The organism is Allosaccharopolyspora coralli, from assembly GCF_009664835.1.
Classification (GTDB): Bacteria; Actinomycetota; Actinomycetes; order Mycobacteriales; family Pseudonocardiaceae; genus Allosaccharopolyspora; species Allosaccharopolyspora coralli.
The window spans coordinates 1,025,334-1,048,033 of sequence record NZ_CP045929.1 but is presented as its reverse complement, the minus strand read 5'-3'; the positions used below and the strand labels follow the sequence as shown (position 1 = coordinate 1,048,033).

The window sequence follows — 22,700 nt, the reverse complement described above, 5'->3', positions numbered from 1 at the left end:
GCGGTGCAGGTGGCGAATGAAGCCCAGATCGCAATGACCCACCGCTGGCACTGCGACGAGTCCGAACTGTCCCGAGTGGACGCCTACCCGCCCGAACACACCGACATAGCCGCACACCGGTGGTTGTGCCCCTCGTGCGGGCTGTACCTGACCGGAACCCAGATCCAGGAGAACCAGCACCAGTGACCGCCTCGACGCCGACCTTCACCCCCAGCACCGGGCACACCCGCTCGGTCCTGGGGGTGGGAGCCGCTGCCGAGACACCCCCCAACACCGACGTCGCCGGCTTAGTGCACCGGGCCTCGCAACCCGGCTACGAGAAGTGGCTCCGACACATCGCCCCGGCCGCCGGCTGCCGCTATCCCATCCGCCTCGCCGGCCGCTCGACGAGTGCCGACCCGGCCACCGGTGAGGTCACCACTGACGTGGACACCACGCACATGCCGGATGGGGTGCTCTACACCGCCTGCGGCAACCGCCGCGCCAGCGTGTGTCCGCACTGTGCCGAGACCTACCGGGCCGACACCTACCACCTCGTGCACGCCGGCCTACTCGGCGGCAAAGGCGTCCCCGACACCGTCACCGAACACCCCACCGTCTTCCTGACCCTCGCCGCCCCCTCCTTTGGGGCCGTGCACACCGCCCACAAAACCGGCAAACCCTGCCACCCACGCCGAGACCCACACGTCTGCGAGCACGGCGTCACGTTCACCTGCTTGCGCCGACACGACACCGGCGACGACTACGCGGGCCGCCCGTTCTGTCTGGACTGCTACGACCACCAAGCCCAAGTGGTGTTCAACGCCTACGCCGGGGAACTGTGGCGCTACACCAGCCAAAACATGCGACGCGAAGTCGAACGCCTCGGGAAACGCTACGGCGTCAAACTGCGCGTCTCCTACGCCAAAGTCGCCGAATTCCAAGCACGCGGCGTCGTGCACTTCCACACCCTCATCCGCCTCGACGGCGTTGATCCCCTCGAGCCGGACACCATCACCCCGCCCGCCCCCCGGGTGCACGTGGCGTTCTTCGAACACGCTCTGCGCCAAGCTGCGGAGACCACGACCTATCGCACCCCGGCCCACCCGGAGAAACCCGAGGGATGGCTGCTCGCGTGGGGCGAGCGCTCGATCGATACCCGGCAGGTGCGGCTGACCGTCCGCGACCTCGACGACACCGGCGCCCTCACCGACACCGCCGTCGCCGGATATCTGGCGAAGTACGCCACGAAAGCCACCGAGACCACCGGGCACCTCTCCCGCCGGCTGACCCACGACACCGTCGGCTACTACGCCGATGCCACCACCCACCCCGGCCGGCTCATCGCCGCCGCCTGGTACCTCGGCCAGTTACCGGATGGCATCGCACGCCTCGACGAAGACGTATGGGAACGCATCGCCTTCCAAAAAGCCTGGGCAGGCCTACACCGATGGGCACACCAACTCGGCTTCGGCGGCCACTTCTCCACGAAGTCCCGCCGCTACTCCACCACCCTCGCCACCCTCCGCGCCGCCCGCCGCAACTGGAAACGCGAATACGCCCACACCGAGGACTACCCCGACGACACCATCGAACCCGGCGAAGAACCCGACATCCTCACCATCGGCCACCTCAGCTACGCCGGCATCGGCTGGCACACCACCGCCGATGCCCAGCTGGCCAACACCGCCGCCGCCAAAGCCCGCGAACACCGACACACCGCCAAGGAGGAATGTCAGTGAGTCCCTTGTCCAACACCGAAAGCAAGGAGCTAGAAATGTCCACTATGGAACCGGTGCTTCTGCGCGTGCCGGAGGTCGCGCAGTTGCTCAACATCGGTCGCACCCGAGTTTACGACCTGATCCGAACCGGGGAACTCGTCTCGGTGAAGGTGTTCGGTTCGCGCCGAGTGCCTCGGTCCGCCCTGGATGCCTACGTGGCGTCGTTGATCGAGGAGGTGGCCTGATGCCCCGCAAGCAAGCCAACGGCATGGGCACCATCGTCCAGCGCAAAGACGGCCGCTACCACGCAGCCGTTTACGTCTACACCGCCACCGGTGAGCGCGTGCGGAAGTACGTCTACGGCAAGAGCTGGCAGGAGGTCAACGATCGCCGAATCGAGCTGTTGGACAACAACCGCAAGGGCATCCCCTCGGTGACCTCGTCGATGAAGCTCGGCCCGTACCTGGACTACTGGCTCTACGAGGTCGCCCGCCATGAGCTACGCCCGTCGACGTTCGCAACGTACGAGACGTTGACGACGCATTACGTCCGCCCTCACCTGGCATCCAAGCGGCTGAACAAGCTCGGCGTCCAGGACGTGCGGACGTTCTTGGCGAAGGTGTCCAAGCAGAACGGACGTAAGGGCCGACCGTTGTCCAAGCGCACGGTCCAGTTCATCCATGCCGTGTTGCGGACGGCCTTGCAGCATGCCGTACGAGACGAGCTCATCGGCCGCAATGTCGCCAAGCTCGTCACCGCGCCCAGCAGCGAGGAACACGAGGTCACCCCGATGGAACCTCGCCACGCGCGTCGGTTCATCGAGCACGCCAACGAACACTGGCTGGCCGCGCTCTGGCTGATCTACCTCGCGACCGGCCTCCGCCGGGGTGAAGCCCTCGGACTGGCGTGGTCTGACATCAACCTGGCCACCGGAGAACTGCGGGTCCGTCGCACCGTGCAGCGGATCAACGGCGACATCGTGTTCGGTGATCCTAAGACCAGCCGTTCACGACGCACGCTGCACCTGCCGGCGGTCTGCATCGAAGCCTTGAAACAGCACCGCCAGGTGGTCGCCGACCGGGCTCTGCCTGCCCAGGCCAATCCACATCCGAAGCAACCGCGAGATCTGATCTTCGTGACCAGCCGTAACCGCGTCATTGACCCGCGAAGCATCAACCGGGCCTTCGACACGCTGTTGAAGCGAGCTGAGATTGAGCGGATCCGGGTGCATGACCTGCGTCATACCTGCGCGACTTTCCTCATGATGGAAGGGGCGACCGACCGTGAGGTGATGGAGCAGCTCGGGCACAGCTCGATCGGGATCACGATGAACATCTACGCCCACGTCCTGGATGACTCCAAGCGCGAGATGTCGAACCGCATGAACCGGCTGCTGAGCGAGGACTGATGTCAATCGTAGATGTCAAACGGGCCGCCGGAGTGTTCCGACGGCCCGTTTTCGCTGGTGGAGCTGACGGGATTCGAACCCGTGACCCCTTGACTGCCAGTCAAGTGCGCTACCAGCTGCGCCACAGCCCCGTATGCGGTTGTCGCGATCTCGGCGTGCCGTTCATCGCGTGCGTGAATACCGTACAACAGCCGCCGAGCGCGCATCCGCAGGGGGTCGGGTAACGCCTTATCGGACCTACCCAGCGTGTCCGTGGGGCTGCTACACCAGTACGGGTGATCTCCGCTGAGCAGGTCCCGCCCCCGTTGGTCGAGCCCGATGCCGAGGGGCTCGCGCCGGAGCGCCTTCGTGAGCTGCAGGAACGCCGTTTCGTTCGGCTGGTGGATCGGCTGCTCGCTGCGGGTGGTGTGCAGGCGGCGCGGCTGCGCGACTGTGGGGTCACCCGTGGCGCGGACGTCGGCCTGGACACGGTGTCGCAGCTTCCGATGCTGAGCAAGCAGGACTTCGAGGAGTATTACCCGTTCGGGCTCCGCGCCGCCTCGGAGGAGGACATCGTCTGCGTGCACGGCTCGTCCGGCACGCGGTCACGCCCCGTTCTCGCCCCGTACACGGCGCACGACCTCGACGTGTGGGCGCGGGTCGTGGCGCGGGCGCTCGGCGGCGCCGGTGCCGGTTCGCGGAGCGTCGTGCACTGCGCCTACCAGTACGGGCTGTTCACCGGCGGGCTGGGCCTGCACCAGGGTGCGATGCGGCTCGGCGCTGCCGTGGTGCCGATGTCGGGGACCTCGACCGACCGGCAGCTCCGGCTGTTGCTCGACCTGCGGCCGGACGTGTTGTGCTGCACCCCGTCGTACGCGATCTACCTCGGCGAAGCGCTCCGCTCGGCCGGGATCACCGCGGAACAGCTTCCCCTGCGCGTCGGTCTGTTCGGGGCCGAGCCGTGGACCGACGCGATGCGCGAACAGATCGAGGAACTCCTCGGGTTGCGCGCATTGAACATCTACGGTCTCACCGAAGTGATGGGCCCCGGCGTGGCATGTGAGTCGCTGGACTCCGAAGGCGGGCTCATCCTCGCCGAGGACCACTTCTATCCGGAAGTCATCGGCCCCGACGGTGAACCCGTACCGGACGGCCACGTCGGCGAACTCGTGTTCACGACGCTGACCAAAACGGGGCTGCCGCTGCTGCGGTACCGGACTGGCGACCTCGCGGCAATGTCCGGGCCCGCCGAGGGTTCGGCGCGGACGCTGCGCCGGATGAGCCGCATCGTCGGCCGCCGCGACGACATGCTCGTCATCGACGGGATCAACGTGTTCCCCACGGAGATCGAAGCCGCACTGCTCGCCGACACCCGCGTCGCACCGCACTACACGGTGGTCGACGACCGGCGCGACCTGTCCCGGCCGGTCCTGCGCGTCGCGGTCGAACCCCGTGACGACGACGTCGATGCCGCGGCCTTGGAAAGCGACCTCGGCCGGGCACTGTTCGAACGACTCGGAGTGGCCTGCGAAGTGCGGGTGCTCGAACCGACGCTGATCGCCCGCGCCGGAAACGGCAAACCGCTCCGGCTCGTGCGCTGGGAACACGGCGTCGCGCCGCTCCCTGGGCTGGAGTGACTCACCCGGCCCGACCGGTCGCGACGAGGAACTCCCGATGCGGGTCCTGCAGACCTTCCAGCGACGTCACCTGACGACGGAACAGGGGCCGGGTGAACCACTCGGCGACGACCCGCAGCTTCGCGAGCGCGGTCGGCATCTTCGCCACGTGGTGAGCACGGCGCAGCGCCCAAGCGGGGACACCCTTGAGCGTGATCCCGTGGACCTCCGCGATCCCGTGATGCAGGCCGAGGCCCGCGACCGACCCCACGTGCGTGGGCTCGTAGTCGGTGAGCTGCCTGCCGCGCAGGAGTGCGACGACGTTGTCGGCGAGCGTGCGAGCCTGCCGAACCGCGTGCCGCGCCGACGGACCGCACGTCGCGTCCGGATCGTCGGCGGCCGGGTCGGGCACGGCGGCGCAGTCACCGGCGGCGAACACCTCGTGTGTGCCGCGCACCTGCAGCTTCGTCGTCGTGGCCAGGCGCCCGCTGTCGTCGCGGGTGAGACCGATCGTCTCCACCAGCGGATGCGGAATGACCCCGGTAGTCCAGACGATGGTGTCCGCCTCCGCGGTGTCCCCGTCGGAGAACTCCACCTTCCCGTCCTCGACCGTCAGGACGCGGGTGCCGAGCTTGACGTCGACTCCGCGCTCGTGGAGTCGTTGCCGGGCGTAGTCGCCCATCGCAGCACTGACCTCCGGCAAGATCCGGTCCGCGACGTCGACCAGCACCCAGCGCATGTCCTGCGTTCGCAGCGTCGGATGGTTCCTGCTCGCCTCACGGGCCATGGATTCGAGTTCGGCGACGGCTTCGACCCCGGCGTAGCCGCCGCCGACGACGAACACGAACGTCAACAGCGGCTCCCGCAGGTCCGCGTCCGTCGTGCTCGCGGCCGCGTCCAACCGGGACAACACGTGGTGACGCAGGTACACCGCCTCGCCGAGGCTCCGGAAGCCGATCCCCTGCTCGGCGAGTCCGGGAATCGGCGACGCACGCGAGATCGAGCCGACAGCCACGACCAGGACGTCGTAGTGAAGGTGTTCCGGCGTGCCCACCGGGAGTTCCAGATCGACGCGCCGCGCCGAGGTGTCGACACGCGTGACGTGCCCGGTCCGGACGTCACAGCCGGGGAGAGCCGCACGCAGCGGGACGACGACGTTCCCCGGACGCAGCAACCCGGCCGCGACCTCCGCGAGGAACGGCTGGTACGTCATGTGCGGTTGCCGGTCGACGAGGGTGACGTGCGCTTCTCCGCAGCGCAGCTTCGACCGCAACCGCAAGGCAGCGGTGAGACCGACGTGCCCACCACCGAGGACGACGACACGGGGAGTGCGGCGTTCAGGCGCGCGCACTGGCGGCTCGAGCTCCTTCCCGGGTCCGCCGAGGATCGACGGCCCGGTCGGGATGGCGCCGCATGTACTCCTTCTCCAGGTCGAACGTGCGAGCGGTGTGCTCGCGGAGCGCGTCGGACGAGCCGTGCAGGAACGTCTCGTGCCGGGTGGCGTGCAGGTGTGCGAGTTCGCGGTTCAGGTCTTGTTCGGACAGTGCCGTCGGATCGATTCCGCCACTGCTCATGTCGCCTCCATGCGGTACTCGGTGCACCGAGCCGGTGTCCCGTCACCGTAGAGACGGACGCGGCAGTAGGCATGCTGATCACCCGTCCGCACGCGCTGCCGGGTCAGGTCTCGGAGCGGTTCCCAGCGATACGCTCCGTGTTCGGGACCTCCGGAGCGTCGTCGAGATGCCCGACCTCGGGCGCGAGGTCCTGGCAGGTGTGTTCGTCGCCTTCGGGTTCGCGCTTGGCCATCGTCTCCGGTGCGAAGACCCAGACGGCCAGCGCGATCACGGCGGTCATGCCGGTCGCGAGGAACGCTGCCTCGAACGAGATCGCGTCGGCGAGTGCTCCTGCGATCAGCGGGCCGACGATGGCGCCGACGTCCGCGGCCATTTGGAACGTGGCCAGCACGGTGCCGCCGCGTGCCTTCGATCCGATGACGTCGGCGACGGCGGCGCTCTGGGCGGGGTTCATCAGGCCGGCGCCGACCCCGGAGAACAGTGATGCCGTGAGCATCAGCGGCACTGTGGTGGTGTATCCTAACCCGATCGTGGCGACCGCCGTCACGGCCAACCCGGCCAGGATCATCGGTTTGCGGCCGTACTGGTCCGAGAGTTTCCCCGCCACCATGAGCACGGCGGCGTTCCCGGCGGCGAAGACGGACAGCGCGACACCCGCCATGCCTTCCGTGGTCCGCACGACCTCGACGACGAACAGCGGCAGCAGCGCCATCCGGACCCCGAACACGCCCCAGCCGAGGCTGAAGTTCGACAACAGGACAGCCCGGTAGCTGAGGTGGCCGAGCGCCTCGCGCACCGTCATCGCGGGCGAGCCGTCGTCCTCTGCCCGGGCCGCGAGCGTCGACTTGCGCAGCATGATCCAGCCGACGAACGCGGCGAGGAACAGCGCGACCGCGTAACTGACGAACGGGAGCCGGAGCGAGTAGCCCACCATGACGCCGCCGACGATCGGGCCCGAGATGTTGCCGAGCAGGAAACTCGTCGCCCACACGCCCGAAGCGCGACCCCGGCGGTCCGGCGGCGCGAGCCGCACCAGCAGCGCGATCGCGGAGACGGTGAACATCGTCGAGCCGGTTCCCCCGAGGGCGCGGAACACCAGCAGCTGCCAGTAGGACTCGGCGAACGCACACGCCGCCGTGCTCAACCCGACGATCGCGATGCCCCATACGTAGATCGGGCGTTCCCCGAACCGGGAGACCAACCGACCGCTGACCGGGGCGAACGCCAGCCGCATGAACGCGAACGCGCTGATGACGAACGAGATCAGCGTCACGCCGACGTCGAAGCTCGCGGCGAACGCAGGCAACGCGGGAGAGACGATGCCCATCCCGACCGCCACGATGAAACTGCCCGCGGCGAGAATCCAGATCTCCCGTGGCAGCCGGGAGCCCGCATTCGAGCGTTCCGGGGTTTGCTGGTCGGACACCGAACCTCCGTTCCTGGTGGGGCGCTCGCGTCGCACCCCGTCTTGGCCCGGCAGCGCGGTGCACATCCCCAGTGGTGACGCCGTTCCCGACGTCGCGACTCCGTCAGCGGCACGACGAGACCCACGCCAGCCAACCAAAGGTAGGACGTCTGGTCAATCGCGTCGCGGGTCGCGAACCTGCCGACCGTTCAGTCGAGAAGTTCGTCGATCCGCCGGGCGAACGTGGTGACGGGATAGGTCACCTCGAACCCGCACTCCTCGGCGAAACGCTGCGCGCCCCCGCCTTCTTCCGTCTGGGCGGCGACGAGTGTCGCGCCGCGGTCCCGCGCAGCGGCCACGACCGCGCCGACCAGCGTTGATCCGATTCCGCGCCGGCGACGGCCAGGGCGCACCACGACGTGCTCGACGAGGCCGACGCCGTGTTCGGCGAATCCCTGCGCGAACCCGGCGACGCGTGGCGGGTCGGCGTCGGCGTCGTCGACGACCAGGAGCAGACAGCGCGGGTCGTCGAGCCGGTGCCCGAGCAGTCGCACCAGCCGGGCCTCGGCCCCACCGGACAGCCCGGCGTCGTCGGCGACGAGCTCGGCGATCCCGGGCGCGTCCGCACCGGTGGCGAGCCGCGCGCGGGTACCGGGTGCCTGCGGAGTGCGGTGTACGAGAGCCACGTTCTCCTCGACTGCCCGCCACCCGGCGTCGTCGGCGATGCCCTCGATCTCGCCAACCGTCGTCGGGGACGCGTAGACGACGGCCTCGGCGCGGTCGCTGTCGGCGAAGGTCCGCTCCAACCGCAGCAGTGTTCCCGCGACCTCCGCTCCGGTTCCCCACAGGCCGCAGGCGTGGTTGCCCCCAGGCAGCGGATCGTCCGGGTTGAGGACCACGCTGGCCGCCGCGACCTGCCCGGTCCTGCCGTAACGGATCGCGCCCGAGGACAGCCGGGCCACCTCGACGCGGCCTGCGAGCTCCCGCGCCTGCCGAGGGTGCAGGAGCTCTTCGTCGTCCGGGTCGTGCAGCGGGTCCATACCCGCCATTCTCCCTGCTCGTGCACGCTGCACCGACGCCCGATCAGGCACTGATCATCGGCAGGCCTCGCGACAGCTTCTCCCGGCAACAGCACGACACGATCTCGCTCCGGCACGGTAACCACCGGATGTTCACCATTCCGATGAGGACGGTCCGACTTCTCCCGCGGAGGCGAATCTCGTCACGGGGTTGCCGATAACGAATGTCCGTTTTCCGAGAACCGCCGGCCCATTTCGAGATCCACACGCAGAACCCGAGTGGCTCGCGGCAAACGAGGTGATCTTCCGGTGGTGACGACCACACAGGACCAACGTGATTAGTCCATTCGGACCAGCACAATACCGATCTTCACGGCATTCGGAGTAACGTTCCCACGCGCCCTTCCCGTTCTTTCACATGGTGCGTTTACTTCCCACAATCCGGGGATGCGAGAGGGCGAGGGCTCGTGATCCCGCGACGGCCGTCCGCGGGCGGCAGGCAACGGGAGGTCCGATGAGAAAGAGTGCAGCAGTCGCGTTCGCGGCCTGCGCCGCGCTGAGCGTGGGGATGATGCCCGCGTACGCAGCGCCCGCCGACGACGCGAGCCAGCAGACGGGCGACTACATCGTCGTGCTCGAGCAGGGTGCCGACGCGCCCGCATTGGCCCAGCAGGCCGTGCAAGGCCTCGGCGCCGAGGTCACCAACGTCTTCCGGACCGCGGTCAACGGCTACTCCGCGACGCTGACCCGCGAGGCGAAAGACCGCCTCGAAGCGGACCCGAACGTCGCGTACGTGCAGGAGGACAAGGAAGTCCGCGCGTTCGCCCAACCGAGCCCGCAGGCTCAGGTGACGCCGACCGGCATCGACCGCTCCGAGGCCGACCAGAGCCCGACCGCGGCCATCGACGGCAACGACGACCGTGTGGACGTCGACGTGGCCGTCATCGACACCGGTGTCGACCTCGACCACCCGGACCTCAACGTGAATCAGGAAGGCGCGAAGAACTGCTCGCTGCTCGGCCTCACGCCGGACGACATGAACGGGCACGGCAGTCACGTCGCGGGCACGGTCGGCGCCCTCGACAACGGTGACGGCGTCGTCGGCATGGCTCCCGGGGCGCGGATCTGGCCGGTGAAGGTCCTCAACGCGCTCGGCGCGGGCAGCACCTCCGACGTGATCTGCGGGATCGACTACGTCGCCGCGAACGCCGACAAGATCGAGGTCGCCAACATGAGCCTCGGCGGCCAAGGCACCGATGACGGCAACTGCGGCCGGACCAACGGCGACGCGCAACACGAGGCGATCTGCAACGCCGTCGGCGCGGGCGTCACGTTCGTCGTCGCGGCGGGCAACGACTCCGCCGACGCCGCGAACTCCACACCCGCGGCCTACGACGAGGTCATCACCACCAGCGCACTGGCCGACTTCAACGGTCAGCCCGGCGGCGGTGCGGCCGCGACGTGCCGGGAGGACGTCGACGACACCTTCGCTGACTTCTCCAACTTCGGCCCGGACATCGACCTGATCGCACCCGGCACGTGCATCGACTCGACGTGGATGAACGGCGGCCGGAACACGATCTCCGGAACGTCGATGGCCAGCCCGCACGTCGCGGGCGCGGCGGCACTGCACAAGGCGACCAACCCGGGCGACACGCCCGCGCAGGTGCAGTCCGCGCTGCAGGCGGCCGGGACGAACGACTGGATCTTCCCGTCCGAGGACCCTGACGGAACGCAGGAGCCACTGCTCAACGTCGACGGATTCTGATCCTCAGCACGAACAAGCGCGGAGTGCGTCCACCGTGACGCGCTCCGCGCTGTCGTGTTCCCGGATGCGCGTGGTGATCACCGACCGTGAGCAGCGGTGACACTCGGGCGCCGAACGGCTCGATCCGGTGAAACCCGTTTATCGAGTGGCGGGGCTTGGGACACTGGACTTCGTCGCGCAGACAGCGCGGCCTCCACCGAGTCCCGCCGTCGAGGAGCCGCGGCCGTGCTGAGGATGACGTTCGCACCGGACGACCTCCACCGGATCCGGGTGATGCCGCGCCCGGACCCGATGTGGGAGCTCACCCTGAGTGTGCACCGCCTGCGTCCCGGCCAGCCCAACAGCGCGGCGCAGAACTCGTGGAGCAGGCAGATCGAGGCCGTCACCGGCACCGAGTCCCCCAGCCGGGACCTGCTGTCGCTGCTCATCCCGCCGCAGGGCAACTTCCCGGACTTCCTCACCCCCGCCGACTCGCGCGACGGATTCGAGGCGGCGCTGGACGCCGTGCTCGACACGCCCGCGCGCCAGTGGCAGCAGGAGCTCAGCGGCGCGCTGGAGAGCCACACCGCACTGCCGGACTGGGCGCCGGACCTGACCAGCCCGGGCCGGTCGAGCAGGATGCTCGTCGACAGCGCGTTGCGAGACTACTTCCGACGCTACGTCCAGCCGTACTGGCCGGGCATCCAACGTCACGTCGCCGCGGACTTCACCACGCGCAGCGGCCACCTCGCCGCCGGCGGGACGGGCGCGCTGCTGGCGCGTCTGTCGTCCCGGATCCGCTGGGACTGGCCGGTGCTCGAAGCCGACTATCCCGTGGACCACGAGATCGACTTGCGGGGACGCGGCCTCACGCTGATCCCGTCGTTCTTCTGCGCAGGTGTGCCCGTCACGCTCGCCGACCCCGATCTCGAACCGGTACTGGTCTATCCGGTGACCGGCGTCGACATCCGGCCCGCGACAGTCACGCCCGGCGACCCGCGGATGCGGGCGCTGGCGGAGGTCGTCGGTACGACGCGCGCGCAGATCCTCGCCGCGCTCGACGACCCGTGTTCGACGGGTGTCCTCGCCACCCGCGTGGAACGCTCCGCCGCCTCGGCCAGCGAACAGGTCGGGTTGCTCCGTGCCGCCGGACTCGTGCACACGAGCCGACGCGGGCAACGCGTGCGCCACGAACTCACGGTGATGGGGCGGCGGCTGCTGCATGCACCCGCCGCCCCGCCCCCCAGTCACTGAGCCGGCATGTGCCGAACCCAGCGTTCGCTGTCCCCGCCCGGGCGAGCCCGCCCCCTTGCCACAGTGCGTTCGGTCGTGCCCGGGTCGTCTGGGCGAGGACTCCTTCAGCTTCGCGCTCGGCCGCCGCACCCGCCAACACTTTTCAGCTGCACCCGAATGGTGCCGCCGCGTCACCGACCGGGAAGAGGGAAGGGCACGCCGGTCGGCCTACGCTGCGGGCATGCGACGGAGACAGCGGCCGCCGTTGGCGCAGCGCCACGGCCTCGACCCGGCGCGGATACGCCTGCCTGGCCACGGGCCGTGGGCCACGCTCGGTGAACACCTTCGGGAGCGGCTACCGATGATCGCCCCGGAGCGGCTCGACGCGATGTTCCGCAACGGCGAGATCGTCGACCTCCACGGCCCGGTCACCGCGGACGCACCGTTCGTGCCGCACTCGGCGGTGTGGTTCCACCGCGACCTGCCGCACGAGGTGCCGGTGCCGTTCGAGATTCCGATCGTGCACCGTGACGAGGACCTGCTCGTGGTGGACAAGCCGCCGTTCCTGTCCACGATCCCGCGCGGCAAGCACGTGCTGCAGACCGCGCTGGTGCGGCTGCGCCACGAACTCGGCCTACCCGACCTGAGCCCGGCGCACCGGCTCGACCGGATGACCTCGGGTCTGCTGATGTTCGTCGTGCGGCCCGAACTGCGCGGCGCGTACCAGACACTGTTCGCGCGACGGCGGGTTCACAAGGAGTACGAGGCCGTGGCGTCGGTGGACCCGAAACTCGAACTGCCGCGCACGGTGCGCAGCCGCATCGTCAAGGAACGCGGCGTGCTCACCGCCGAAGAAGTTCCCGGCGAACCCAACAGCGAGACCTACGTGGAACTGCTGGAACAACGCGACGGCTTGGGTCGATACCGGCTCCTCCCCCGGACCGGGCGCACCCACCAGCTCCGTGTGCATCTGAACAGCCTCGGAGTGCCGATCCTCGGAGACACGTTCTACCCGCAGGTGTACGAACGCGCGCTGGACGATTTCACGCGGCCGTTGCAGCTGCGGTCGGCGGTGCTCGAGTTCCGCGACCCCCGCAGCGGCCTGAACCGGCGATTCGAGGCAGACACCACGTTGCAGGCGTGGACCGACTATCCGGCCTGGGCGGGCTGAGTACGCCCGTGTAGTCGGGAAAGCAGCACCACCACCCCGGGCGCACTCGCCAGCAGCGCCAGGACGCCGTACACGACGGCCGTCGTCAGCCCTTCGGCCGCGCCGAGCCCGGCGAGGCCGAACGCCCACGCGGCGGCGGCCTCACGCGGACCGAAACCGCCGACGTTGATCGGCAGGCCCATCGCGCACAGAGCGACGAGCAGCAGCGGCACCAGCTCGACGGCAGAAGCGGTAACCCCGGCTGCGTCCGCTGCCACCAGGAACAACGCGACATGACCGGCGAGCACCGCGACCGACAGGGCCAGCACACCCGGGGCGACGTCCCCGGCCAGTACGCGCCGCACGTCCGCCCCGGTCGCTGCGAGCGTGCGGCGCGGCCGAGACCACGGCGGCAGCCTCCGGACCGCAACCACTACCGCCGAGACGAGCACCCCGACCACCGCGAGCCCGACGCCCACGTCAGGCAGGAGACGTCCGGAGGCACCGTGCGCGAGCAGCACGAACGCGCCCACGACGGTGAGCACGAGCTGCCCGGCGGTGCGTTCGAGCACCACGGAGCGTGCGGCTCGTCCGCTCTCCCCCGTCTCCTGGCCGTGACTCACCGCGCGATGGACGTCTCCGAGAACCCCCGCAGGCAGGACGGCGTTGAGCAGCAGCGCCCGATAGTAGTCCGCAACGGCTACCGAGAAAGCCAACGGCAGACCGAGCGCACGACACACGAGGCACCAGCGCACGGCGCTCAACACGGTCGTCACCGCACCGATCCCCAGCGCCGCCAACACGGTGGAGAGATCGACCGCGCGGATCCCGTCCACGAACGCATCGGTGCCGAGCCGCCACGCGAGCGCGGCCAGGATCACCACCGCCGCACCCGCACGAAGCCACCGCCACAGCATCGGACTCACCGCGACGGCAGGGCGAGCAGGTCGGCGTGGTGCACCTCGACCCGCAGGGCTCCGGCGGCGAGGTCGTCGAGTCGTCGGCGCAGGTAGGCGTCGAGATCGAGGGCAGGTCGCTGCTCACTCGCAGCATCGACCCACCCGCGCAACCACTGCTCCGTCAGCTTCTGCGCGCTGCGATCGAGCCGCCAGACGCTGGGTGCGGTGCGCACCTCCAGCCCCTCCCGCGCGAAGGAGTCGGTCGCGACGGAGACAGCATCCGGGCCGAGCAGCTGCCTGCTGTCCGTGCGGCGTCGCTGATGCGCGTCGAACGCCTCGGCGACCTCGGCGTCCAGCGGGTCGACCGGTTCGAGCACGACCCTGCCGACGACGCTCAGAGACAGCAACGCCGGACACCGCGCGTCGGCACAGGACTCGGCGAGAGCGTCGACCTCGTTCGCCGTGAGCAGGTCCAGCAGTGCGGAGGCGGTCAGCAAGGACGTGCCGTGGAGGTCTCCGAGGTCGGAGACCTCCACAAGAGAGGTCTCCACTGTCACGGCCGCACCGTCGGCGGCGGTGTCCGGAACGGTCGTGGCGGCGAGCAGCTCGGGGTCGTGGTCGTGCAGGATCCAGTGCTGTGGCCCGGAGAGCCTGCCGGCGAGCCACCGCGCCATCCCACCCGTGCCGGATCCCAGGTCGCGGACGACGATCGACCCACGTCCGAGATGCTCCCGCAGCGGTTCGAGGAGCTCTACGGCTCGAGCCGCCGCGTCCGCGTCCTCCCGCAGCGACAGCCACTCGGCCGAGAACGCACTCACGGTGCGTGCATCCGGTCGAGCAGAGCTGCTAGCCGTCCCGACGTCGCGTCCCACGATTCCAGCATGGCACGACGTCGCCGCGCGGCACCGCGCAGACGTTCCCGCAGAGCGGGATCGGAGAACCAGCTGTTCAGTGCTGCCGACCACGCCACCGCGTCACCGGGGGCTACGAGTAGCCCCGGGATCGCGCCGTCCGGGGTGACGCCGAGTGCTTCCGGAACACCGTCCACAGTGCTCGCGACGACCGGAACGGCGCGAGCGAGGGCCTCCGTGACCACCATCCCGTACGTCTCGGATCGCGACGGCAGGACCACGAGATCGGCTGCGTCGTACTCGACCGCGAGCCGGGCGGACGACTGGGCGCCGACGAGTTCCACCCGCCGGTCGAGACCGTGCCGAGCGATCTTTTCCCGGACTACGGCGAGGAAATCCGGTGCGCGCCACGGACCGACGAACCGACATCTCCATGTCCGGTCTGCGACTCCGGCGAGCGCGTCCACGAGCACGTCGTGACCTTTGCGCGGGGTTACCGAGGCCACGCACAGCAGCCGGGACACGCCGTCGGTTCCTTCCGCCAGCGGCGCGGTGTCGACGCCGGGCAGCACAGCGTGGACGCGCTCGGCGTCGAGTCCATGACGACGGACCAGCGCGTCAGCCGACCAGACGCTCGTGGCTACGATCGCCCGGGCGGCGTGCAGCACCCGATGCTCCCGCCGGTCGAGATCGACCGCGACCTCGTGCGTCAGACCCGTCTCCGCCGCGAGGGGCAGGTGCACGAGTACCACGATCCGCAACCGCTGTGCCTGCGGCACAACGACTTCCGGGACCGAACCCGCCACCAGCCCGTCCACGAGCACCACCCCGGCGTCCGGAAGCTGGGCAAGCTCCTGCCGCAACCGGTCGCGGGCATCCGCGTTCGGGTGCGGCCACGAACCAGGCACGAGCACTTTCCGTGCGTCCGGCAGTCTCGCGAACAGTTCTCGGTCGTAACGATTCCCTCCACTGGGGACGGTCGGATCGTCGACCGTGGACGGCACCACGAAGAAGGTGGTCACACCGCGCGCTCGTAACTCGCCCACGCCACGTGCGACTCGTGCAGGCTCACGACGATTCCGTCGAGCCCCCGCGCCGCTTCGCCGAGCGCACCCGCGTGCACCCGACCGGCGAGCCGGTCGGCAACGACACGGGCGAGGAACTCCGTCGACGTGTTGACGCCGGCGAACTCGGGAACCTCGTCGAGGTTGCGATAGTTCAGCTCCGCGAGCACCGCGCCGAGTTCCTGCGTCGCCCTGCCGATGTCGACGACGATGTTGTCCGCGTCGAGCTCGGCGCGCCGGAACGTCGCATCCACCACGAACGTCGCGCCGTGCAACCGCTGTGCCGGCCCGAACACCTCACCGTGAAAACTGTGGGCGACCATCACGTGATCCCGGACGGTGACACTGAACATCGGCGAACCTCCCACCCGCGTGAGCCTTTGTGGTGGTCATAGCCACCAAAAAGGCTCACGCTGCCACAGCGCGGGCGCAGGCGCGATCACCGCGGAAGTCCGGTGATCCGACAGACCGCGGCGAACCCGTCCTCGGTTCCGGGCCAGTGGGCACGGACCGCGTCCAGGCCGGCTCGGCGCACGACGGATCGCAGCACCACGGCGACGACGATCGCATCGTCGGCGCACCCGAGCACAGGCACGAAGTCGGGGATCAAGTCGACCGGTAGCGCCAGGTACCCCAACAGCAGCGCCAGCCGCACCCGCACGCCACGAGGAAGCGCCGAGTCGGCGGCCAACCGTCGCAGCAACCGCACCAGGTCGGGCAGCAGACGCAACGCCTCCTGCACGCTCTCTCGCTGAGGACGCAACATCAGCAGCGCCACGACCAGGACGAACCACATCAGAACGATCCCGCCGACGACGCCGATCACCGCGTCGACCCATCCTGTTCCGGTCACCGACCACCTCGGATCAGATCGTTCCGTCCACCCGCGCACTCCACGTGCCCTGCGACGACTCACGCTACAGCCATCTCCGGCCGGAACGCGCGACTCCGCCGCACAATGCCGACGGACGCACGTGGGCACATCATGAAAACCCGGTGACAAGCGAACTCGGACCGAGGAGCCTTCATGACCGAATCCTGGCCGGCGCTGCGAGTCGACGATTGGGCCGATACGCGCGACACGCTGCACATGTGGACCCAGATCGTCGGAAAGATCCGCATGGCGCAAGCGCCGATGCTCAACCACTGGTGGCAAGTCCCGTTGTACGTCACACCGCGCGGGCTCACGACCTCGTCGATTCCGCACGGCGACCAACTTTTCGACATGGAGTTCGACTTCGTCGACCACCGGCTGCGGATGCGTTCCAGCAGCGGCGAACAGCGTGACATCGCGCTCGAACCCAAGACGGTGGCCACCTTCTACCAGGAGGTCATGGCCACACTCGCGGACATGGATCTCGACGTGTCGATCATGACCAGTCCCGTCGAGGTCGAACGTTCCGTCCCGTTCCCGGACGACACCGAGCTCGCCTCGTACGATCCCGACCACGTCACGCGCTTCTGGGGACAACTGCTCGCCGCCGACCGCGTGCTGAACGAGTTCCGCGCGCGCTTCATCGCGAAGTCGAGCCCGGTGCATGTCTTCTGGGGCGCGCTGGACATGGCCTGCACGCGGTTCTCCGGCAACACGGCACCGCCGCACCCGGGCGGGGTGCCGAACTGTGCCGACTGGGTCATGGTCGAGGGCTACTCGCACGAGCTGGCCAGCTGCGGCTTCTGGCCCGGCGGCAGCGCCGAAGGCACCTTCTACGCCTACGCCTACCCCGAACCGGACGGGTACCGCGAGCATCCGGTCCGGCCCACGTCCGCCTACTACGACACAGGCGTCAACGAATTCCTGTTGCCGTACGAAGCAGTGCGCACCAGTAGCGCCCCGGACGCCACCCTGCTGGACTTCTTCCAGACCACCTACGACGCCGTCGCCGAGGCCGCCGGCTGGGACCGCGACGCCCTCGAAGACCATCCCGACCGGCGCGCCGCACCCCGATAAAGCCGCGTGAGCCTTTTTGGTGGCTATGACCACCAAAAAGACTCACGCTGCCACGTGCGCTGGTGGAGGCATACGCCTGCCGAGGTTATTGAGCACGGCCAGCAGGTCGATACCGCCGCTGATGGTCGCGAGCTGTCCACCTTCGCGCGGACTGCCCTGCGGGAACCCGGTGAGGAACACCGCTCCGATGAGGACGAACGCCACGCCGGCTCCCACCGCGCACGCGATCGTCTCGTCGGCGCTCGGGCCGCCGTTGGCGCTGCTCGCCAAACCGTAGGAAGCCGTGATCGAGATGGAGAACCCGTAGGCCGTGGCGTTGTTCCGCAACGCGGTGCGCACCACGGCGCACCACCGGCACAACAGCGTGAGCCTTTTTGGTTGCCCTGACCACCAAAAAGGCTCACGCAGCCACGTGCGCTGGTGGGGGCCCGTCGGCAGCCTGCTGAGGCAAAAAGGGCCCTGGTCGGCGGAACGTCGCCGACCAGGGCCCGAACGGTGTGGAGGTGCCGGGAATCGAACCCGGGTCCTCCGTCGGTTCACCAAGACTTCTCCGTGCGCAGTTCGCTACGCCTCTACTCGGCCCCACCGGTCACGCGAACAAGCCGATGTGACGGGCCCAGCCGCTGTAGGATGTCCCACTCGGTTCCGCGGCCGAACCTGGTGGTGAAGCCTCCTAGCTGATGCCGGATTCCGGGTCGGAGGCGCTCCCGGTCCGACAGAGTCGCTCCTCGCTCAGGCAGCGAGGGCGAACTCGCGCTGACTCTTGTCGGCGCTTATTTTTTTGCGGTCGACGCTTTCGGTGGCCGTCCGCCTCCACCGGCACGCTTCTCTTGGATCAACGTACGGAGTCGAAACCGTTCACCCCCTTGTCCCGGACCGTCCTTCGGCCCGTTCGGTCGTACCAGCATAACGTGTTCCGCTCCGGCGATCATTCCACTATTCCCTACCGGGTCACGACGCTCCCGCGATCAGGGCAACCGAGACCGCTGCGAGCACGAGACCGACCTGCTGCACCCGGCCGGAGCGCTCACCCAGCACCAGCCGCGCCATCAGCACCGTGGCCGCCGGGTACAGCGATGCGATCACGCTGACCAGTGACAACATGCCCATCTGCAGGGCGTAGAGCATCGTGATGTTGGCGATCACGTCAAGGGCTCCTGCAGCGAGCGCCAAGGTCGCGGGGACACCGCGGGCGAACCGGAGCTGCCCGAACGCGATCGCCGCCACGAGAACGGTCACGCTTGCCACCACGCGGGAAGCGAACACCGGCCACAGGCCCGCACCTGCCTCGATGCGGTGCAGCAACATGAAATAGAGCGCGAACATGACACCCGAACCGACAGTGAGCAACATCACCTTCGCGGTGAACCGCGCCGGGGCTCCCTCGTCGACGGTGCTGCGTTCCTCCTTGCTCACCAAAACGACCGCACCGACGGCGAGCACGGCACCAACCAGCGCCCACGGCCCCGGCCGCTCCCCCAGCGCAAGCCCGCCCAGCATCGGCAGAGCCGACGTGAGCACCGCCGTCACCGGGGAGACCACGCTCATCGGACCGGTTGCCAACGCGGCGTAGAACCACAGGACGGCCAGACCACCGGCCACGCCCGACGCCGCGCCCCACGCCATCGCCGCCGCAGTCGCGTTGCCACCGGCCAACGGCGCCACAAGCGCGACCAGCACCACGCTCACCGGATACGACACGAGCACGACGTGCAGCACGTGGGTCCGTCGCGAGGCGAGGCCGCCCACGAAATCGCTGAGTCCGTACCCGAGCGCGGCGGTGAAGGCAAGGAGCAGTGCAGGCACGGTCGGCATCGTGCTCGCCGTCCGCGATCCGGGGCCAGTCGGTTTCCCACTGGCCAGGAGCGCGGCGCGTGATATGTGTTACACGGCCAGCAGTCTCGCCGGAGTGTCGTGCAGCACGCGACGCAAGAACGGCACTCCGAGCCGCTCGTTCTCGGCCCATCCGGCGATCGCGTCGAGCTGTTCGGCGTAGGCGTAGGGAATGTTGGGGAAATCGCTGCCCAACACGATCCGTTCCGGAACGTCGGCGAGCCGTTCCGACCAGTCCTCCGGCAGCGGCATGAGGTCCTCGGTGAACGCGACGCCGACCATCGTCGTGTCGAGGTAGACATTCGGATACCGCTCGACGAGCTGCAGCGCCGCGCCGTACTCCGGCATCCCCGAGTGCGCGAGAACCGTGACGAGTGCCGGGTGTTCACGCAGCACGGACTCGAACACGTCGAGCCCGGTGTAGTCGCCACGCAACGGGCCGTGTCCGCAGTGGATCACCACGGGGACCTGTGCCTCTGCAATCAGTCCCCACGCCTTGGCGAGCAGCGGATCGCGCGGATCGAACGCACCCACCTGGACGTGGACCTTGATGCACCGGGCGCCGTGATCGAGCGCGGTCGACAGGGAGTCGACGATCCCGGGCTCCGGATACAACGTCGCGGTCGGCACCGCGCCGGGAGTGCGGGTACCGAAGTCCACCGCCCACTCGTTGAGCCACGCGGCCATACCGGGCTTGTGCGGATACACCAGTGGCGCGAACACCCCGACGCCGAGATCGGAGAGCGCTCGCAGCCTCGTCTGTTCGTCCGAGCGGTACTGAATCGGCCACGGTCTCCCGTAATGAGTGCCCGCCTGGTCGAAGTACGCCCACACTTTGTGCAGCATCCGCTCCGGCAGAAAATGCGTGTGGATGTCGACGAGCCGGTCGAGCCCCAGCTGGTCGAGCCATCGCGGCACGTCGGCATCGGCGCGGGGCGGCTCAGGCAACGTCACGTCAGCGATGCCCCTTGCGCGCCCGGCCGATCGCGCGCTCGATCTCGCGCTGCGAGTCCCGCTCGGCGAGGTCGCGGCGCTTGTCGTGCGCCTTCTTGCCTTTGGCGAGGGCGAGTTCGACCTTCGCCTTGCCGTCGGAGAAGTAAAGCGACAGCGGCACGAGACTCAGGCCGCTCTCCTTGATCTTGCCGACTAGGCGCAGAATTTCGCCCTTGTGCATCAGGAGCTTGCGGGAGCGGCGCGGCTCGTGGTTGGTCCAGGTGCCCTCGGTGTACTCGGGGATGTGGATGTTGCGCAGCCAAACCTCGCCGTGGTCGACGGTCGCGAAGCCGTCCACGAGGGAAGCCCTGCCCTGGCGGAGGCTTTTCACCTCGGTGCCGGTGAGGGACAGGCCGGCCTCGTAGGTGTCGAGCACCGTCCAGTTGTGTCGCGCCTTGCGGTTCTGCGCGATCACTTTCCGCCCACGTTCCTTCACCATGTCCGAAAGCCTAACCGTTGACGCCAGCGCATATCCCCCGCAGCCGACGAGGCGAACGGCACTTTCACCCCACGTGACGAGGCGAGAGTGCCGTTCGCACCGGTTCTACAGTCTGACGTAGAGGCGGAGGGTCACGTATCCCGTCACCGCCGAGATCGCCGTCGCCACCAGCACCAGGATCGGTGCCACGAACGCGATGTCCGAGTAGCCGATCTCGGGGATGATCCCGGTACCGAACACGGGTGCCATGATCGAGTCGATGAACGTCGCCTTCGCGACGAGCAGGCCACCGATGGCGAGCGCCGCACCGATGAGTCCGGAGACGACGGCTTCCAAGAGGAACGGCAGCTGCGTGTACCACCGGGTCGCCCCGACGAGCCGCATGATCCCCGTTTCGGTCCGTCTCGTGAACGCGGACAGCTGGATCGTGTTGGAGATCAGCAACAGCGCCGCCATCGCCTGCACGAGCGCGATCGAGAACGTCGCGTTTCGGACACCGTTGAGGACGTCGAAGAGCCGGTCCAGGTATTCGGCCTGGTCGACGATGCTGTCCACACCGGGTTGTCCCGTGAACTCCGCCTGGATCGCGGGGAACCGCTCCGGGTCGGCGAGCTTGATCCGCAACGAGGCGGGCATGGCATCCAGGCGGGCGACGTCGCGCAGCTCGGGCTGCGACTCGAACACCTTGTTGAAGTTCTCAAACGCCTGCTGGCGGTTCTCGTACTCCACGGACTGCACACCGGAGGTGGTCTCCAGTTGTGACTTGAGGTCGGAACAGGGCTGCTGGTCGCAGTTGGGGTCGTTGGCGCTGACGTCGTCGGTCATGAACACGACGACCTCGACCCGGTCCTGGTAGGTCTCCTGCATCGTGTCGATCATGCGGACGACCAGCAGACCGCCACCGAGCAGGCCCAGCGAGATGGCGGTCGTCAGGATCATCGCGATCGTCATGGTGACGTTGCGACGAAGGCCGTTGACGACCTCGCTGAATACGAAGCTCGCGCGCATCTTGTGTCAGCTTTCCTGGCGGGGTTTCGGGGATCGGGGGAGGTCGTCAGCGGCCGACGCCGTAGACACCGCGCGCGTCGTCGCGGATGACCCGCCCGAGGCTGAGTTCGACGACGCGGCGACGCATCGAGTCGACGATCGAGTGGTCGTGGGTGGCCATGACGACGGTGGTGCCGGTGCGGTTGATGCGCTCCAGCAGCAGCATGATGTCTTGACTGGTGTCGGGGTCGAGGTTGCCCGTCGGCTCGTCGCAGAGCAGCACCAGCGGCCGGTTGACGAAGGCACGGGCGATGGCGACGCGCTGCTGTTCACCACCGGAGAGTTCGTGCGGCATGCGGTCGGCCTTACCGTCGAGGCCGACGAGCTGCAGCACCTCGGGCACGACCTTCTGAATGGTGTGCCGGGGCTTGCCGATGACCTCGAGGGCGAAGGCGACGTTCTCGGCGACGGTCTTGTTCGTCAGCAGGCGGAAGTCCTGGAAGACGCAGCCGATGCGCTGGCGCAGCCTCGGGACGCGGCGCCGCGGGAGCTTGGCGACGTTCCAGTCGGCGACGAACACTCGTCCCCGGCTGGGCACGTCCTCACGCAACAGCAGTCGCAGGAACGTCGACTTACCCGACCCCGAGGGGCCGATGAGGAACACGAACTCGCCCTTGTCGACGGACACCGAGCAGTCCTCGAGGGCGGGTCGGGTCGACGTCTTGTACGTCTTGGACACGTGTTCGAGCCGGATCACGAGCGGGAAGTTTACCTGCGCCCGTTCGGGGGACGTCAGCTCACCCGTCCTTGTTCCGAGCTTGATCGCAGCTGGTCGCGGCGTCGCTGGTCACG

At 68.6% G+C, this 22,700-nt stretch carries 24 protein-coding genes, 1 tRNA gene and 1 other RNA gene; 9 read left to right on the top strand and 17 right to left on the bottom strand.

The window, feature by feature from the left end; genetic code table 11:
- The first annotated feature begins 3 nt into the window (after nucleotides 1–3).
- The 4 genes from GIY23_RS04945 to GIY23_RS04930 are packed head-to-tail and all read left to right on the top strand — an operon-like array spanning nucleotide 4 to nucleotide 3,108.
- Complete coding sequence (locus GIY23_RS04945; protein ID WP_154075573.1) at nucleotides 4–186, top strand: hypothetical protein; 183 nt, start codon at nucleotides 4–6, stop codon at nucleotides 184–186.
- The gene (locus tag GIY23_RS04940) at nucleotides 183–1,721 is read left to right on the top strand and encodes a replication initiator (protein WP_154075572.1); all 1,539 of its coding nucleotides are present in this window, start codon (nucleotides 183–185) and stop codon (nucleotides 1,719–1,721) included. Before GIY23_RS04945 ends, GIY23_RS04940 begins: the two co-directional genes overlap by 4 nt.
- 35 nt (nucleotides 1,722–1,756) lie before the next feature.
- A complete protein-coding gene (locus GIY23_RS04935) occupies nucleotides 1,757–1,945 on the top strand; it encodes a helix-turn-helix domain-containing protein (RefSeq protein ID WP_154075571.1) in 189 nt (62 codons plus the stop codon).
- Complete coding sequence (locus GIY23_RS04930) at nucleotides 1,945–3,108, top strand: tyrosine-type recombinase/integrase (protein ID WP_222850240.1); 1,164 nt, start codon at nucleotides 1,945–1,947, stop codon at nucleotides 3,106–3,108. Before GIY23_RS04935 ends, GIY23_RS04930 begins: the two co-directional genes overlap by 1 nt.
- 55 nt (nucleotides 3,109–3,163) lie before the next feature.
- Here GIY23_RS04930 and GIY23_RS04925 read toward each other — a convergent pair.
- Nucleotides 3,164–3,239 (bottom strand) — tRNA-Ala (locus GIY23_RS04925).
- 144 nt (nucleotides 3,240–3,383) lie between these two features.
- Between GIY23_RS04925 and GIY23_RS04920 the strand changes: the two genes are divergently transcribed.
- On the top strand, nucleotides 3,384–4,724 hold the full coding sequence (locus tag GIY23_RS04920) for a phenylacetate--CoA ligase family protein (RefSeq protein ID WP_228717554.1): 1,341 nt from the start codon (nucleotides 3,384–3,386) through the stop codon (nucleotides 4,722–4,724).
- A gap of 1 nt (nucleotide 4,725) precedes the next feature.
- Here GIY23_RS04920 and GIY23_RS04915 read toward each other — a convergent pair whose 3' ends face one another.
- From GIY23_RS04915 to GIY23_RS04900, 4 genes are all read right to left on the bottom strand, one after another.
- Nucleotides 4,726–6,054: an NAD(P)/FAD-dependent oxidoreductase gene (locus tag GIY23_RS04915; RefSeq protein WP_154075570.1), complete on the bottom strand. Its 1,329-nt coding sequence runs from the start codon at nucleotides 6,052–6,054 to the stop codon at nucleotides 4,726–4,728.
- Nucleotides 6,041–6,277: a DUF6158 family protein gene (locus GIY23_RS04910; RefSeq protein WP_154075569.1), complete on the bottom strand. Its 237-nt coding sequence runs from the start codon at nucleotides 6,275–6,277 to the stop codon at nucleotides 6,041–6,043. Before GIY23_RS04910 ends, GIY23_RS04915 begins: the two co-directional genes overlap by 14 nt.
- Before the next feature lie 103 nt (nucleotides 6,278–6,380).
- On the bottom strand, nucleotides 6,381–7,703 hold the full coding sequence (locus tag GIY23_RS04905) for an MFS transporter (protein WP_228717553.1): 1,323 nt from the start codon (nucleotides 7,701–7,703) through the stop codon (nucleotides 6,381–6,383).
- 188 nt (nucleotides 7,704–7,891) lie between these two features.
- Nucleotides 7,892–8,731, bottom strand: a complete 840-nt coding sequence (locus GIY23_RS04900) for a GNAT family N-acetyltransferase (protein WP_228717552.1) — start codon at nucleotides 8,729–8,731, stop codon at nucleotides 7,892–7,894.
- Between the two features lie 484 nt (nucleotides 8,732–9,215).
- Here GIY23_RS04900 and GIY23_RS04895 point away from each other — a divergent pair, with 484 nt between their 5' ends.
- The 3 genes from GIY23_RS04895 (at nucleotide 9,216) to GIY23_RS04885 (ending at nucleotide 12,852) form a co-directional block, all read left to right on the top strand.
- Nucleotides 9,216–10,469: a S8 family serine peptidase gene (locus GIY23_RS04895; RefSeq protein ID WP_154075567.1), complete on the top strand. Its 1,254-nt coding sequence runs from the start codon at nucleotides 9,216–9,218 to the stop codon at nucleotides 10,467–10,469.
- 225 nt (nucleotides 10,470–10,694) lie between these two features.
- Nucleotides 10,695–11,702 carry an ArsR/SmtB family transcription factor gene (locus GIY23_RS04890; RefSeq protein WP_154075566.1) on the top strand — a complete coding sequence of 336 codons (1,008 nt, stop codon included), beginning with the start codon at nucleotides 10,695–10,697 and terminating at the stop codon, nucleotides 11,700–11,702.
- Nucleotides 11,703–11,922: 220 nt separating this feature from the next.
- Entirely contained in the window at nucleotides 11,923–12,852 is a 930-nt protein-coding gene (locus tag GIY23_RS04885) for a pseudouridine synthase (protein WP_154075565.1), read from the top strand.
- On the opposite strand, the gene GIY23_RS04880 is transcribed toward GIY23_RS04885, so the two are convergent.
- The 5 genes from GIY23_RS04880 to GIY23_RS04860 all read right to left on the bottom strand — a co-directional run bounded on the left by GIY23_RS04880 (nucleotide 12,831) and on the right by GIY23_RS04860 (nucleotide 16,498).
- On the bottom strand, nucleotides 12,831–13,748 hold the full coding sequence (locus GIY23_RS04880) for a lysylphosphatidylglycerol synthase transmembrane domain-containing protein (protein WP_154075564.1): 918 nt from the start codon (nucleotides 13,746–13,748) through the stop codon (nucleotides 12,831–12,833). The two genes, GIY23_RS04885 and GIY23_RS04880, sit on opposite strands and share 22 nt — an antisense overlap.
- Before the next feature lie 5 nt (nucleotides 13,749–13,753).
- Nucleotides 13,754–14,548 (bottom strand): SAM-dependent methyltransferase, encoded by a 795-nt coding sequence (locus GIY23_RS04875; RefSeq protein ID WP_154075563.1) that lies wholly within the window; start codon nucleotides 14,546–14,548, stop codon nucleotides 13,754–13,756.
- Entirely contained in the window at nucleotides 14,545–15,603 is a 1,059-nt protein-coding gene (locus GIY23_RS04870) for a glycosyltransferase family 4 protein (RefSeq protein ID WP_228717551.1), read from the bottom strand. The genes GIY23_RS04875 and GIY23_RS04870 overlap by 4 nt, the downstream gene beginning before the upstream one ends.
- A complete protein-coding gene (locus GIY23_RS04865; RefSeq protein WP_154075561.1) occupies nucleotides 15,600–15,998 on the bottom strand; it encodes a 6-pyruvoyl trahydropterin synthase family protein in 399 nt (132 codons plus the stop codon). Before GIY23_RS04865 ends, GIY23_RS04870 begins: the two co-directional genes overlap by 4 nt.
- Nucleotides 15,999–16,084: 86 nt before the next feature.
- Nucleotides 16,085–16,498, bottom strand: a complete 414-nt coding sequence (locus tag GIY23_RS04860) for a DUF1232 domain-containing protein (protein ID WP_154075560.1) — start codon at nucleotides 16,496–16,498, stop codon at nucleotides 16,085–16,087.
- 174 nt (nucleotides 16,499–16,672) lie between these two features.
- Here GIY23_RS04860 and GIY23_RS04855 point away from each other — a divergent pair, with 174 nt between their 5' ends.
- Nucleotides 16,673–17,596 (top strand): DUF5996 family protein, encoded by a 924-nt coding sequence (locus GIY23_RS04855; RefSeq protein WP_154075559.1) that lies wholly within the window; start codon nucleotides 16,673–16,675, stop codon nucleotides 17,594–17,596.
- 42 nt (nucleotides 17,597–17,638) lie between these two features.
- On the opposite strand, the gene GIY23_RS04850 is transcribed toward GIY23_RS04855, so the two are convergent.
- The 7 genes from GIY23_RS04850 to ftsE form a co-directional block, all read right to left on the bottom strand.
- Nucleotides 17,639–17,935: a nucleotidyl cyclase domain-containing protein gene (locus GIY23_RS04850; RefSeq protein ID WP_154075558.1), complete on the bottom strand. Its 297-nt coding sequence runs from the start codon at nucleotides 17,933–17,935 to the stop codon at nucleotides 17,639–17,641.
- Between the two features lie 156 nt (nucleotides 17,936–18,091).
- Nucleotides 18,092–18,462: a transfer-messenger RNA gene (ssrA, locus tag GIY23_RS04845) on the bottom strand.
- An 85-nt stretch (nucleotides 18,463–18,547) separates the two neighbouring features.
- The gene (locus tag GIY23_RS04840) at nucleotides 18,548–19,402 is read right to left on the bottom strand and encodes an EamA family transporter (protein ID WP_222850239.1); all 855 of its coding nucleotides are present in this window, start codon (nucleotides 19,400–19,402) and stop codon (nucleotides 18,548–18,550) included.
- A 78-nt stretch (nucleotides 19,403–19,480) separates the two neighbouring features.
- A complete protein-coding gene (locus GIY23_RS04835) occupies nucleotides 19,481–20,383 on the bottom strand; it encodes an amidohydrolase family protein (RefSeq protein WP_154075556.1) in 903 nt (300 codons plus the stop codon).
- Nucleotide 20,384: 1 nt separating this feature from the next.
- Nucleotides 20,385–20,861 carry an SsrA-binding protein SmpB gene (gene smpB / locus GIY23_RS04830; protein WP_154075555.1) on the bottom strand — a complete coding sequence of 159 codons (477 nt, stop codon included), beginning with the start codon at nucleotides 20,859–20,861 and terminating at the stop codon, nucleotides 20,385–20,387.
- Between the two features lie 105 nt (nucleotides 20,862–20,966).
- Entirely contained in the window at nucleotides 20,967–21,869 is a 903-nt protein-coding gene (ftsX, locus tag GIY23_RS04825; protein WP_154075554.1) for a permease-like cell division protein FtsX, read from the bottom strand.
- A 46-nt stretch (nucleotides 21,870–21,915) separates the two neighbouring features.
- The gene (gene ftsE / locus GIY23_RS04820) at nucleotides 21,916–22,605 is read right to left on the bottom strand and encodes a cell division ATP-binding protein FtsE (RefSeq protein ID WP_154075553.1); all 690 of its coding nucleotides are present in this window, start codon (nucleotides 22,603–22,605) and stop codon (nucleotides 21,916–21,918) included.
- Nucleotides 22,606–22,700: the final 95 nt, after the last annotated feature.